Genomic DNA, 13,402 nt, shown 5'->3' with positions numbered 1-13,402 from the left:
ATGAACCGAGGAATTATTGCGAAATAACTATGAGACTTCGCGCCCGTTTCGTCGCGACGACCACAACTGGTCGCGCGACGGGCAAAATGGTGTGGCAACGCAATCGAATGCGGCGAGATCGAAGAGGAGATCTTTTGAGAACCTTCACTTTTCTCAGGCACCATAAAGTGAGTCTGCTCATTGCCGTGGTGCTTCTGTTCATACAGGCGAACTGCGAGCTCACCCTGCCGACGCTGATGAGCGACATCGTCGATGTCGGCATCACGCGCGGCGGCATAGCCAGCGCGGTGCCCGATCGCATCGCGCAGGGAGCGCTTGAGAACGTCGAGCTCTTCCTGTCTCCCGAGGAGATGCGCAGCGTCGAGGATCTCTATGGTCCAAAGGACGATAAAGGTGTTCGCGACGTTATCGGCTCAGATGCAGATCGCGCTGCCATCGAGGGCGCTCTGGGCGAGGCGGAGATGCTCACCTACCAGTTTGATCAGGGGATACCAACGAAACAGTTCATGAAGTACGCAGCGCGAGACCAGCGCGCGGCGCGCGCTCCGGGCGCGTCCGGCGCCGAGCGGCAGCTATCCCAAGGGCTTGAAGCGAGTCTCGGTGATACCGTCACCACCGACTCGCTGCGCAAGCTCGTTCAAGCCGGCGCGATATCGAAAGATCAGCTCGTCGGCGCGCGCTCGGCTCTCGTGAGGAGTCTGGGCGACAACGCCGACACGGTCATCGGTCTGCGCGCGGTGGAGTTCGTGAAGGGCGTCTACAGGAGCATCGGCACCGATCTTTCTCAGGTGCAGACCGACTATCTGGTGCACGAGGGCGCGATCATGCTCGGTTTCACCCTCGTGGGAGCAGCATGCGCCATCGGAGCGGTCTTCAACGCGTCGCGCACCGCGGCACTCGTCGCGCGAGATCTGAGGCACGATCTCTACGAGCGCGTTCTGGCGTTCTCTCCGCAGGAGATGTCGAGGTTCTCCGTGGCTTCGCTCACCACGCGCGGGACCAACGATATCCAGCAGATCCAAACGGTGCTCGTCATGTGTCTTCGCATCGTCTTGTTCGCTCCGTGCATGGGAGTCGGCGCCGTGTGGCGGGTCATCTCCTATGGGGATACGGGCATGCAGTGGATCGTGGTCGCGGCCGTGTGCGTCATCGCGGTCGTGGTCGGCGTGCTCATGGGTCTCACCCTGCCTCGGTTTCGCAAGATGCAGATATTCGTCGACAGGAACAATCTCGTGGCGCGTGAGATCATCACCGGAATCATGCCCGTCAGAGCGTTCGGACGCACGCGATATGAGGAGGAGCGCTACGATCACGTCAACTCCGAGCTCACATCTACCTATATATTCACGAATCGCGCCATGTCGTTCATGCTTCCGTGCATGATGCTCATCATGAACGTCACGTCGGTTGCGATCGTGTGGTTCGGCGGCCATGGCGTAGCCTCCGGGACGCTTCAGGTCGGCTCGCTCATGGCGTATATGAACTACACCATACAGGTGATCATGTCCTTCATGATCCTCACGATGATCTCCGTCATGCTGCCCCGCGCCGACGTGGCCGCCGCGCGAGTGATCGAGGTGCTGAACACGCATCCGAGCATCGACGATCCCGAGGCTCGCGGCGAGGCGATCGACACGCCGGCCGAGGGGGGCGAATGGTCCGGCGATCTCGTTTTCGATGACGTCACATTCACCTATCCGGGGGCTCCTGATCCCACGATCGCGCACGTGAGCTTCGAGGTGAAGCCCGGTCGGACGCTCGGGATCATCGGCTCGACCGGCGTGGGCAAGTCAACGCTCGTGCAGCTCATTCCCCGCTTGTATGATGTCACGGGAGGCTCGGTCAAAATCGATGGACGCGATGTGCGCCATATAGGCCTCAGGAAGCTGCGCTCGCTTATCGGGTTCGTGCCCCAGCACGCGGTGCTGTTCTCTGGCGACATCAAGGACAACATCAAATACGGAGACCCTTCGATGTCAGATGAGAACATGGAGCGCGCAGCGCGGGTCGCCCAGGCGTGCGACTTCATCGAGGCGAAGTCCGAGGGATTCGGCAGCATGATCGCTCAGGGGGGCAGCAACGTCTCCGGTGGCCAGCGCCAGCGTCTCGCCATCGCGCGCGCTCTGGCGACACGTCCCAAGATCCTCGTGTTCGATGACGCGTTCTCCGCGCTCGACTATCGAACCGATTCGAATCTGCGCGATGCGCTCGCCAAGGAGGTGCGAGGCACCACGGTCGTCATCGTGGCGCAGCGCATCGCCACGATCATGCACGCCGACGAGATCATCGTCATCGACGACGGGCGCGCGGTGGCCGCCGGAACCCATGAGGAGCTGCTGCGAACGAGCAGGGAGTACCTGGAGATCGCCAGAAGCCAGCTTTCCTGCGAGGAGCTCGGTCTCGAAGAGGATGCGAGCGTCTCGGCAGGATCGGAGAAAGAGCGTCACGCTGACGGACGAGACGCATCCTCGAGGGGAGGTGAGCGCTGATGGCGGCACCCATGGGTATGCGCGGCGTCCCGGCGACCGAGAAGGCGCGCGACTTCCGAGGCACATTGATCAAGCTCTTCCACTATATCGCAGAAGAGCGATCGAGGCTCATCGTGGCCGTGGTCTCCGCGATCCTGTCCGTGGCGTTCAACGTCATGGGTCCCCGCGTGCTCGGCAACGCCACGACCGCGCTGTTCGAGGGGATCAGCGCCAAGGTCGCTGGCACCGGGGACGTCGATTTTTCAAATGTGGGGCACATACTGGGTATCGCGCTGACCATATATCTCGGTTCATCGTTTTTGAATCTCGTGCAGGGCTGGCTCATGGCTGGCATCACGCAGCGCGTATGCTATCGACTGCGTCGTCAGATCGTCGAGAAGATCGGCCGCATGCCGCTCGGTTACTTCGAGACGCATGCCGTCGGCGACGTGCTCTCACGGGTGACAAATGATGTCGACACCCTCGGGCAATCGCTCAATCAGAGCGTGACGCAGCTCATCACCTCGATTGCGCAGATCGCAGGCGTGGCGATCCAGATGCTTCTGCTCTCGGTGACGCTGGCGGGCGTGACATTTCTCACGGTGCCGCTCTCGCTGATCATGGTGGTTCTCATCGTTCGCGCCTCCCAGCGCTACTTCCGCCGTCAGCAGACCTTTCTGGGCGAGGCTGATGGCATCATAGAGGAGAGTTTCTCCGGGCAGACGGTCATCCAGGTGTTCAACCGCGAGCGCCGCGCCGTCTCCGAGTTCAACGATGTGAACGACAGACTCTATATCTCCGGTGCGCGCTCGCAGTTCCTCTCGGGTCTCATCCAGCCCATCACGAACACCATCGCGAATCTGGGTTACGTGGGCGTCGTCGTCGTGGGCGCGCTCCTGACGATCGCGGGCTCGATCAGGATCGGCGACGTGCAGGCGTTCATGCAATACGTCCGCAATTTCACGTGGCCCATAACGCAGCTGTCTCAGGTCTCCAATATGCTCCAGATGATGTCTGCCGCGGCCGAGCGCGTATTCGAGTTTCTGGCAGAGCGCGAGGAGGGCGCCGACGCGACGACCCCTGAGCGCGTTTCAAGCGATGGCTCCGTCAGATTCGAGCACGTGCGCTTCGGTTATGTGCCCGACAAGACCATCATCCATGACTTCAGCTGCGACGTGCCCCCCGCCTCGACTGTCGCGATCGTGGGTCCAACCGGGGCGGGCAAGTCCACGCTCATGAAACTGCTCATGCGCTTCTATGATGTGGACGACGGACGCATCCTCGTGAACGGCGTTGATGTGCGCGACTACGCTCGGAGTGATCTGCGGCGCAACTTCGCCATGGTGCTGCAGGACACGTGGTTGTTCAAGGGATCTGTGCGGGATAACATCCGCTACGGCAAGGCCGACGCTACCGATGAGGAGGTCGAGCGCGCTGCGGCGGCTGCCTTCGCCGACCACTTCATCCGCACGCTTCCGGGCGGCTACGAATTCGAGCTCAACGAGGAGGCGTCCAATGTCTCGCAGGGTCAGAAGCAGCTTCTGACGATCGCCCGCGCCGTTCTCGCGGATCGCCCGATCCTGATCCTCGATGAGGCGACCTCGAACGTGGACACGCGCACCGAGGAGCGAATCCAACGCGCGATGGACAACCTCATGCGTGGTCGCACCAGCTTCGTGATCGCGCATCGGCTCTCGACGATTCGCGAGGCGAACACCATTCTCGTGCTCCGTGACGGCGATATCGTGGAGCGCGGCACGCACACCGAGCTGCTCTCGAAGGGCGGGTTCTATGCGGAGCTTTACAATTCCCAGTTCAAGGCCGCTGTATAGATGACACCGCGCCGGTCCGGCCGGCTGGGCGATTCCTGCATGGGATCAGAGGTAGCTGTGGACCCGGAGTTGTTGGCCCGCGCGAGACGAGCTCGTAGTAAGATACGTAGGGATCGCCCTCGCGATCCGATGCTTGAAAAGCATCTTGAAAGGAGATTTCCGTGACTGAGCAAATTCCAGGAACACTCAGCGTCTCAAACGACGTCATCGCCGATATCGCCGGTTACGCCGCCCTGTCGTGCTACGGCGTGGTGGGGATGTCCGAGCAACTTCAAGGCACGGAGTCCGTGCGCCTGCTAGCCGGGCAGCGGCTTCGCAAGGGCGTGCTCGTCTCGACCGATGAGGGCGGTATAGAGGTCGATCTGCACGTGGTGCTCGAGCAGGATGTCAACATGAGATCGGTGTCCGAGAATCTCTCAAGCGCCGTGACGTTCGCGCTTGAGGAGATCGCCCAGATCGATCCGGCAAACCTGAGGATCGTCATACATATCGAGGCTCTGAAGAGCCGCATCTAATGCCGGATCGGAAACGGAAGTACGGAGACATATCCTGATGATTGCGCAAACCATACGAACCTGCTTTCCACTTGCCGCGCGCGCGGTTTCACAGCGCGCCGATGAGATCAACAAGCTCAACGTGTTTCCGGTTCCAGACGGCGACACCGGGACGAATATGTCCCTCACGCTCGCTTCGGTTGTACGAGAGCTCGGTGAGCTGCCCGCTGATGCCGGTATGCCGCAGATCGCCGAGGCGATCACGCATGGCTCGCTCATGGGTGCACGTGGCAACTCCGGTGTCATCACCTCCCAGATTCTGCGCGGTGTAGCCGAGGGACTCGGTGCCGCCTCCGATCCGGTCAGCACTCAGGACATCGCCTCTGCGCTGCGGCGATCTGTGAAGGTGGCCTTCAAGGCGGTGCGCAAACCAGTCGAGGGGACGATTCTGACGGTTCTGCGTGACATCTCAGCCAGGGCTGATGCCTGCGAGAAGGCGCACGACTCGGTCGCGGAGGCGCTCGATGCCATCGTCGCCGAGGCATATCGCTCCGTTGCGCGCACCCCCGATCTGCTTCCCGTGCTGAAGGACAATGGTGTCGTGGACTCCGGTGCATTCGGATTCGCGATTTTTCTCGAGAGCTTCGTGTCCTCTGCGCTCGGTCGCTCCTCAGCGGTCGAGGACTTCTCCGCGACGTTTTCCACTGATGCCTCCAACTCCCGTCTTGACGCTCTCGGTCGCGTTGAGATCGAGGCGATCGACGACTGGGAGGGCTCGCGGTATCGCTATTGCAACGAGTTCCTCTTCAAGGCCGAAGCCCCTATCGATGAGGAGGAGGTACTCGACTTCCTCTCGACGATGGGTGACTGCGAGTTGCTGGTCGGCTCCTATCCGACTTATAAGATCCATGTCCACTCGAACATCCCCGATCGCGTGATCGCGCATATGCTTGAACTCGGTCAGGTGTTTGAGGTGTTCATACACAACATGGACATCGAGGCTGCTGAGCGCCGAGCGAAGATTCGCGCAGAGACTCAAGCCGCCCGACCCGGTGCGCCCAAGCCGATCGGTTTCGTGGCGGTTGCTGCCGGGTCCGGTGAGGCGGACATTCTGACGTCACTCGGTGTCGACGTCGTGGTGTCTGGGGGTCAGACAATGAACCCGTCCACTGCGGATCTGCTCGAGGCGGTCTCGCGCGTTGACGCTGAATCGGTGATCATCCTGCCGAATAACAGCAACATTCTGATGGCTGCCGAAGCTGCCGCGACCGCTGCCGGAGATCGTCGCGTAGTCGTCGTTCCGACAAAGACCGTGCCGCAGGCTTTTTCCGCGCTGTTCGCGGTGCTTCCAGATGCCACGCTCGATGAGGCGGTCGCGTCCATGACCGATGCTGTGATCGAGGTTCGCGATGGGGAGATCACCCGCGCGGTGCGCGATTCCGCGGCTGCGGACGGGTCTCCGATTCGCACTGGTGATGTCATGGGTATCATCTCCGGCTCGATTGATGTCGTCGGAGCCGATGTCAAATCGGTCACCCTCGAGTGCGTGAAGCGCATGCAAGCCAGCGACGAGGGAGATTCGCTCACCATTTTGGCGGGCGAGGAGCTATCCGATGACGCATTCGCCGATATCTTGGCCGCTCTGTCTCAGGCGCATCCCGACCTCGAGATCGATGCGCACCGAGGAGAGCAGCCCCTGTATCCCGTTATCTTCTCAATAGAGTAGCATGTCGGAGGCGACATGCGATTTTCTCGTGCCGCCGTCGAGCGCGCGCATCGCGCACTCGAGCACATGGCGTGAGGATATCTCGCGGCTTCTGTATGTCTCGGGGGCGCGCGAGCAGGCACTGAGGAGACTCGGTATCGAGCGGGTGGGCGATCTGCTCTCCCGCATTCCATATCGCTATCTTGATTTTTCACATGCGCATGATATCGAGAGCGCTCCGATCGGAGAGGTATCGACCATTGTTGCACGCGTCGATCGCGTGGTCGAACGCAGGCCGAGACCGCGCTTGAGCGTGACCGAGATATCGCTGGTGGATGCTACCGGGGTGCTTCAGGTCGCGTTCTTCAAACAGCCGTGGATCGCTCGACAGATCGCGATCGGGGACCGGCTCGCAGTCCTTGGCAAAATCGAATTCGCCTACGGGTTCAAGCAGATGACATCTCCCCATTATGAGCGTCTCGATCCGGCTGCCACGACAGGGTCGATCCTTCCGGTGCACAAGGTGAGCGAAGGTCTGTCAACGGCATGGATGCGGCGCATTATCTCGGTCGCGCTCGGGCGTCTGGGTTCCTTCGCCGACGCGATACCGGCGGATCTTCGGGCGCGGCATGGTCTCATGAGCGCCGCGCGCGCCATGCGCGCCATTCACTTCCCGGTTTCGTTCGTCGAGCGGGATGCCGCTCGACGTCGTCTCGCTTACGACGAGATCCTGATTCTGCAGCTAGCCCTGAGGCTGCGCAACGATGCGAATCTGCTGGGCGTGCGTCCATCGGCGCATCTCGTCGCCTCTCACGTGCGCGCGCTTCGCGAATCTCTGCCGTTTCAGCTGACCGATGAGCAGCAGCGCGCGTCCGATGAGATCCTGCGGGACATGGCCGATCCCGATCGCATCATGAATCGTCTGCTTCTGGGTGATGTCGGAACCGGAAAGACGGCGGTCGCCTGCATCGGCCTCGCCTGCGTCGCAGACACTGAGACGCAGGCGTGCGTCATGGCCCCGACCGGCGTGCTCGCCGAGCAGCACGCTGCGCGGTGCGGATCCATACTCGACAAGGCCGGTGTCACCTGGGCGCTGCTCACCGGCTCGACGACGCCGGCTGAGCGCGCTGACATCGTCTCGCGCCTTGCCGACGGAAAACTCTGCGTGCTCTTCGGAACCCATGCCGTGCTCGGAGAAGATGTCTGCTTCCGCCACCTCTCGCTCGTCGTGATCGATGAGCAGCATCGCTTCGGCGTGAATCAGCGCAACATGTTGAGGGCGAAGGGTATCGGCGCCGATCTGCTCGTCATGACTGCGACGCCCATTCCGCGAACGATGGCGTTATCGGTCTTTGGCGACCTTGACACGAGTGTCATACGGCATCGGCCGATCGCGGGCGCCGGCGTGGCGACGCGCGTGCTCAGCGAGTCGAGCCGAGACATCGCGATCGGTGCTCTTCGCGACGCGATCGCGCGAGGGGAGCAGGCATATGTCATCTGTCCGCTCGTCGAGCCGACAGATCAAGGCGATGACCTCGAGGAGGTCTTCGAAGACGAGGATGCAAGGGATTCCGGGTCGTCTCAGGCGGCACCGCTTCGCAATGTGGAGCAGGAGGCGGAGCGTCTCAGACAGGTCTTGGGGACCGCGCGGATCGCACGGCTGCACGGACGAATGCCACCGCGCGAGAAGGATCGCGTCATCACGGCGTTCCGCTCGGGCGAGATCGATGTGCTCGTATCGACAACGGTCGTCGAGGTCGGCGTCGACGTCGGCGGCGCAACCGTCATGGTCATCGAGAACGGGGAGCGCTTCGGCTTGGCCACCCTGCATCAGCTACGCGGTCGCGTGGGCCGCGGCTCGACTCCGGGCACCTGCTTCATCCTCACTCGGGCCGCCGGCAAGCTGAACGTGCAAGCTCGGGTACGCCTGCGCGCGCTCGAGCGCACATCTGATGGATTCGCGCTGGCGGAGATGGATCTGAGGCTGAGGCACGAGGGAGAGATCCTGGGTCTTCGCCAGCATGGCGGTGTGAGCCTTCGCTATGTTGACTTCGATGCGGACACCGACCTCATCGAGTGGGCGCATGACGATGCGATAGAGCTGCTCGGGTCGTCCGGGGGCTTGCGCAGCGCGCGGACCGTTCCGCTTCGTCTCGAGGTCATCGATCGCTACGGCGACGTGTTCAAGGAGGTGAGCGGCGGATGAGGGTCGTAGGGGGAAGATGGCGGGGCAGGCGTCTCATCGAGCCCGTGGGGCGCGATGTGACGCGTCCCACTCAGGATCGCGTGCGCGAGGCGTGCGCGTCGATGATCGAGGCGGCTCTTGAGGGCGGCATCGCCGGCGCGCGGGTGCTGGATGCCTTCGGCGGGACAGGAGCACTTGGCATCGAGATGCTCTCACGGGGTGCCTCCCATGCGACATTTGTTGATTCCGATCGACAGGCGGCTTCGCTCATCAGGAAGAACCTTGCCTCGCTTGGAGCGGATCCTGCTGTTTGGAGCGTTCTGTCCGCTGACGCGCCCGCGCTCGCCGCGCGCGGCGAGGTCCCCGGGTCCCCGTTCGATCTCGTGCTCGCGGACCCGCCCTATCTGAGGGGACCGGACCTGACATGGGATCTTCTGCGCGCACTCGTCAACCGGAGCTCTCTCAAGCCCGGTGCCGTGGTATCGTTCGAACACGCCTTCGCCCCCGCCGCGCCCCCGCCGCCCGATTTCGTGACGCTGCGTGAAAAGCGCTATGGGGCGGTCGCAGTCGATCTGTTGCGCTGGACGGCAGGCGATGCCGGTCTCGATGATGAGGTGTCATATGGATAGCATATTCTCGCACGTGCTCGTACCGGGGACGTTCGACCCCATCACCTACGGGCATCTTGATGTCATTCGCCGCGCGCGACGCATCTGCTCGCGGGTGACGGTGGCCGTCGCCGCCTCCCTCGGGAAGAACGGGTGCGGCACGACGTTTACCCTCGAGGAACGTGTTGTTATGGCGAAGGAGGCTCTTCGCGACATGCCAGGCGTTCAGGTCCGGCCCTTCATGGGTCTGCTCGTGGATTTCGCACAGGAGGTCGGTGCCGATGCGGTCGTGAAGGGTCTGCGCGCGATGACGGATTTTGAATACGAGCTGCAGCAGGCGGACCTCAACTATCGCTTGGATCCGCGTCTCGAGTCCATCTTTGTGATGAGCACCCCGCGCTACGGCTACCTCTCTTCCTCGGTGGTTCGCGAGATCGCCGCTCTGGGCAGGGATGTGTCCGAGTTCGTTCCCCCGAATGTGGTGGCAGCGCTGAAGCGTCACTTCAACTGAGAGCACACTTGGGTATGTGGTACTATGGACCTCTAAATGAACCCGATGAAAGGAGACCGGATGCCGGGTGATAACTTTCCTGGCGAGAGGATCGAGAGCTTAGTCGATGAACTTGAAGGGATTATCGAAGAGGCAAAACCGCCTTTCGGGAAAAGCGCGCAGTTCAAGATCATCGAGACGGATGTATTCTTCAACATCCTCGATGAAATCCGGATGAGCTACCCCGATGAATGGCAGAAATCTCGTCGCATTCTGAAGGAGCGAGACGAGCTCATGGCCTCTGCAGCCGCGCAGGCCGATTCGATCATCGCGGATGCTCAGCAGCAGGCGCTCACGATCGCCGGCGAGCAGGAGATCGTGCGCATCGCGCAGCAGGAGTCGGATGATATTCACGACCGCGCCAAGCAGTACGAGCGGGAGACGCGCTATGCCGCGGAAGATTACGCCGAGCAGGTGTTCACGCATCTGGAGGAGAATCTGAAGAGCCTCACCAGCACTGTCGCCCGCTGTCGCCAGCAGCTCAATGAGGGTGCGGGCGGCCAGCAGGGCGGTTCCTGGTAGGATGGCTCTCATCGATCCCGTTCTCATCGATCTCACCGGTAAAGCGGAAGGTCCCGGCGAGAGCTTCACCTTCTCCGGTCATGCGGCGGCTTCTGGCTACGATATGGGCGAGCGGCATCTCGAGCTCGAAGATGGGCTCTCATTCGAGGTCGCTTTCACGAATACGGGCGATGGCATTCTGCTGACGGGTATGGTCCGGGGCCGTGCTGCGGGGGTGTGCGATCGCTGCCTCGACGTGGCGCGCATCGATATCGCCGGAGCCATCGAGGAGTATTATCTTCTTGAGAAGCCGCATGATCCGACCTGCTATGAGGATGGATTCGAACTGCTCGGATCCGATCGCGTCGTCGACCTCGCCGCCCCGCTGTCGGATGCCGTGATCACGGACACCCCTTTCGCGCTGCTGTGCAGCCCTGATTGCGCGGGTCTTTGCCCGGTGTGCGGGTGCAACCTCAATCATGCCGCCTGCGATTGCATGACAGACTCATTCGATGTCGCGCGATCCGGCGAGGAGAGTCCCTTCGCGGCGCTGCGGGATCTCGAGATCGAGTGAGCGGCATCTCCGCCGCGATCTATGAGCAAGCGCTGAAACGCGAAATATTCGTCGCTGTCAGCTGATTGGTTGTGCTATCATCGCTACTTGCGCGTAATCGCACCTGAAGGTCAGGTCATAAGGAAGGTTGACATGCCAGTACCCAAGCAAAAAAAGGGCCGTGGGGCCACTCATAGCCGTCGCTCCGCAAACATGAGGATCGAGGCGCCCGCACGCTCTGTCTGCCCGCGCTGCGGGGCCGTGAAGCTTCCCCATCATGTCTGCCCGAACTGCGGCTTCTACAAAGATCGTGAGGTCATCGTCGTCGAGTAGCGCCAGATGCGCGAACAGCTCGAGGATGCATGTGGCCGGCTCGAAGAGTCGGCCACATCTCGTCTGGGGGAGTATGCAATGAGCAGCGTTGTGATCTGCGTCGATGTCATGGGTGGCGATGAGGGTCCCGAGCCCGTGCTGCGCGGCATCGATGCCGCGCTCGCCGCCGATGAGCACTTGGAGGTGCTCGCGGCGGGGCCCGAGCGCATCGTGGTGCCCCTCGCCGACAAACGCCAGCGCGTGCGCGCGCTCGTCGCCGAGCAGGCGATCGCGATGGATGACGATCCGATCTCCGCGGTCATGAAGAAGAGGCGAAGCTCCATCGTGCTCGGCTGCCGCGCGCTCAGGCGCGGCGACGCCCAGGGACTGTTCTCCGCCGGTTCGACCGGTGCCGTCACGGCTGCGGCAACCGCCTTTGTCACGCCGCTTCGTCACGAGCGCGCGGGCGCGCTGCGGCCTGTGCGGCCTTGTATCACCTCGGCGCTGCCAAACCGCGCCGGTGGGCTCACCGTCTTTTGCGATATGGGTGCCAACCCGGATGTCGAGCCGTCGGATATGGTTCGCTTCGCCCAGATGGGCGCGGCATATGCGCGCGCGGTTCTCGATGTGCGCGCACCGCGCGTGGCGCTCCTTTCAAATGGGACCGAGGACTCGAAGGGCTCTTTGTTCACGAAAGCGTGCTTTCCGCTGCTGCGCGATCAGATCGAGGGGTTCGTCGGCAATTGCGAGGGCGATGGCGTCGTGTCGGGCGACTATGATGTCGTCGTGGCGGATGGATTCGCGGGCAATATCGCGCTCAAGGCGATGGAGGGATCGGCAAAGCTGCTCATGAACGAGCTCAAGTCGACGTTTCTGGGCTCGGTGCGCGGCAGAATCTGCGGTCTTGTCATGAGGGGATCGCTCAATGATCTCAAAAAACGGTTGTCCGGAGACTCCAGAGGAGGTGCCATGCTTCTCGGTGTGCGCGGTGTCGTGCTCATCGGACATGGTGCGACCTCGAGCGAAGCCGTGATGAACGGGACGCTGAGCGCAGCGTCGGCCGTGCGCGCCGGTTTGGTCGAAAGCATTTCGACGGCGCTCGACTCAGGCCAAGCCGACGGGGAACAATGCCTCTGACAGCTTTGCCAATGCAGGCATTGCGAGTAGAATCATGGGAGCTTATTCAGGCCGGCTATCCGGCGACGCGAGAGGAGCGCGAATGGACCGCACCGAGATATTCGAGAAGCTTGCCGAGATCACGAGCGATGTGCTCGGCATCGGATCCGATGAGATCACCGAAGAGACGACGTTCGAGGATCTCGATGCCGATTCTCTCGATCGTCTCCAACTCGTGACGGCGATCGAGGATGAGTTCGATATCGAGATCGCCGATGACAAGCTCGAGTCAATCGGCTCGGTTTCCGACGTCGTGGATGCTATCGAAGCAGCACAGGAGGATTAGACCCATTGCAAGTCTCTGAGAAACTGCGCGCTGCCGAGCAGATATGCCACCACAGGTTCGCTGACAGGCAGCTGCTGCGCTGCGCCCTGACTCATCCCTCTGCGGTCGAGGGACAGCCCGTCTGCGCGTCATATGAGCGACTCGAGTTTCTGGGAGATTCGATTCTCGGAGCGATAGTGGCCGTAGCCCTGTTCAATAGCTATCCTTCCATCGATGAGGGCAGACTCACCCGTCTCAAGGTATCGCTCGTCTCGGGTGCGATGCTCTCTGACGTCGGGCTCGAACTCGGCATCGACCGATGCATCATCTTCGGTGCCTCCGAGACCGGCACGGGTGCGCGCGGTATGCACTCAGCACTCGAGAACGTCTACGAGTCATTGGTCGCGGCGATGTATCTCGACGGCGGCTGGGATGTCGCCGAGGCGTTCATTCTGCGCACCCTCGAGCCCCACCTCGCCGATGACCGTCCAGAGAGCGTCTCGAACCCCAAATCCATTCTTCAGGAGCGCGTTCAAGAGGACCATGGGGAGCCACCCTGCTACAAGCTCGTTGGCATGAGCGGACCGGCGCATGAGCCGACCTTCACCGCCGTCGTGCTCGTCGACGGCGTTCGCTGCGGCCGCGGGACGGGTTCGTCGAAGAAGGAGGCTGAGGCCTCCGCGGCTCGCGATGCCCTCGAGCGCATGGGCTGCTCCCATCAAGGCGTCAGCTCGAACGAAAAGCTCGGGTAGG

13 protein-coding genes are annotated in these 13,402 nt (G+C 62.0%); all 13 read left to right on the top strand.

The annotated features are described in order from the left end of the window. Positions 1–134: 134 nt before the first annotated feature. Positions 135–2,489, top strand: coding sequence for an ABC transporter ATP-binding protein (locus CORGL_RS05430; protein WP_013708915.1), 2,355 nt, complete (start codon positions 135–137; stop codon positions 2,487–2,489). After that, positions 2,489–4,300 carry an ABC transporter ATP-binding protein gene (locus tag CORGL_RS05425; RefSeq protein ID WP_013708914.1) on the top strand — a complete coding sequence of 604 codons (1,812 nt, stop codon included), beginning with the start codon at positions 2,489–2,491 and terminating at the stop codon, positions 4,298–4,300. Before CORGL_RS05430 ends, CORGL_RS05425 begins: the two co-directional genes overlap by 1 nt. A gap of 161 nt (positions 4,301–4,461) precedes the next feature. Continuing rightward, on the top strand, positions 4,462–4,815 hold the full coding sequence (locus CORGL_RS05420) for an Asp23/Gls24 family envelope stress response protein (protein WP_013708913.1): 354 nt from the start codon (positions 4,462–4,464) through the stop codon (positions 4,813–4,815). A gap of 37 nt (positions 4,816–4,852) precedes the next feature. Continuing rightward, entirely contained in the window at positions 4,853–6,520 is a 1,668-nt protein-coding gene (locus CORGL_RS05415) for a DAK2 domain-containing protein (protein WP_013708912.1), read from the top strand. Position 6,521: 1 nt separating this feature from the next. Beyond that, positions 6,522–8,705 carry an ATP-dependent DNA helicase RecG gene (locus CORGL_RS05410; protein WP_013708911.1) on the top strand — a complete coding sequence of 728 codons (2,184 nt, stop codon included), beginning with the start codon at positions 6,522–6,524 and terminating at the stop codon, positions 8,703–8,705. After that, entirely contained in the window at positions 8,702–9,313 is a 612-nt protein-coding gene (gene rsmD / locus CORGL_RS05405) for a 16S rRNA (guanine(966)-N(2))-methyltransferase RsmD (RefSeq protein ID WP_013708910.1), read from the top strand. Before CORGL_RS05410 ends, rsmD begins: the two co-directional genes overlap by 4 nt. Next, a complete protein-coding gene (gene coaD / locus CORGL_RS05400; protein WP_013708909.1) occupies positions 9,306–9,803 on the top strand; it encodes a pantetheine-phosphate adenylyltransferase in 498 nt (165 codons plus the stop codon). Before rsmD ends, coaD begins: the two co-directional genes overlap by 8 nt. Positions 9,804–9,863: 60 nt before the next feature. Then, positions 9,864–10,364 (top strand): ATP synthase subunit B family protein, encoded by a 501-nt coding sequence (locus CORGL_RS05395; RefSeq protein ID WP_013708908.1) that lies wholly within the window; start codon positions 9,864–9,866, stop codon positions 10,362–10,364. Position 10,365: 1 nt separating this feature from the next. Next, the gene (locus CORGL_RS05390) at positions 10,366–10,917 is read left to right on the top strand and encodes a YceD family protein (protein ID WP_013708907.1); all 552 of its coding nucleotides are present in this window, start codon (positions 10,366–10,368) and stop codon (positions 10,915–10,917) included. A gap of 132 nt (positions 10,918–11,049) precedes the next feature. Further along, positions 11,050–11,229: a 50S ribosomal protein L32 gene (gene rpmF / locus CORGL_RS05385; RefSeq protein ID WP_013708906.1), complete on the top strand. Its 180-nt coding sequence runs from the start codon at positions 11,050–11,052 to the stop codon at positions 11,227–11,229. A gap of 78 nt (positions 11,230–11,307) precedes the next feature. Then, on the top strand, positions 11,308–12,345 hold the full coding sequence (gene plsX, locus CORGL_RS05380; protein ID WP_013708905.1) for a phosphate acyltransferase PlsX: 1,038 nt from the start codon (positions 11,308–11,310) through the stop codon (positions 12,343–12,345). A gap of 82 nt (positions 12,346–12,427) precedes the next feature. Beyond that, complete coding sequence (locus CORGL_RS05375; RefSeq protein ID WP_013708904.1) at positions 12,428–12,670, top strand: acyl carrier protein; 243 nt, start codon at positions 12,428–12,430, stop codon at positions 12,668–12,670. Positions 12,671–12,675: 5 nt separating this feature from the next. Beyond that, positions 12,676–13,401 (top strand): ribonuclease III, encoded by a 726-nt coding sequence (gene rnc / locus CORGL_RS05370; protein ID WP_013708903.1) that lies wholly within the window; start codon positions 12,676–12,678, stop codon positions 13,399–13,401. Position 13,402: the final 1 nt, after the last annotated feature.

This window comes from Coriobacterium glomerans PW2, assembly GCF_000195315.1.
GTDB lineage: Bacteria > Actinomycetota > Coriobacteriia > Coriobacteriales > Coriobacteriaceae > Coriobacterium > Coriobacterium glomerans.
This window is presented reverse-complemented; position numbering and strand designations above follow the sequence as displayed.

Coding starts and splice junctions, on each gene's coding strand:
- plsX (WP_013708905.1), top strand. CDS start 11,308: ATGAGCAGCGTTGTGATCTGCGTCGATGTCATGGGTGGCGATGAGGGT.
- CORGL_RS05425 (WP_013708914.1), top strand. CDS start 2,489: ATGGCGGCACCCATGGGTATGCGCGGCGTCCCGGCGACCGAGAAGGCG.
- CORGL_RS05375 (WP_013708904.1), top strand. CDS start 12,428: ATGGACCGCACCGAGATATTCGAGAAGCTTGCCGAGATCACGAGCGAT.
- rsmD (WP_013708910.1), top strand. CDS start 8,702: ATGAGGGTCGTAGGGGGAAGATGGCGGGGCAGGCGTCTCATCGAGCCC.
- coaD (WP_013708909.1), top strand. CDS start 9,306: ATGGATAGCATATTCTCGCACGTGCTCGTACCGGGGACGTTCGACCCC.
- CORGL_RS05410 (WP_013708911.1), top strand. CDS start 6,522: ATGTCGGAGGCGACATGCGATTTTCTCGTGCCGCCGTCGAGCGCGCGC.
- CORGL_RS05390 (WP_013708907.1), top strand. CDS start 10,366: ATGGCTCTCATCGATCCCGTTCTCATCGATCTCACCGGTAAAGCGGAA.
- CORGL_RS05415 (WP_013708912.1), top strand. CDS start 4,853: ATGATTGCGCAAACCATACGAACCTGCTTTCCACTTGCCGCGCGCGCG.
- CORGL_RS05395 (WP_013708908.1), top strand. CDS start 9,864: ATGCCGGGTGATAACTTTCCTGGCGAGAGGATCGAGAGCTTAGTCGAT.
- rpmF (WP_013708906.1), top strand. CDS start 11,050: ATGCCAGTACCCAAGCAAAAAAAGGGCCGTGGGGCCACTCATAGCCGT.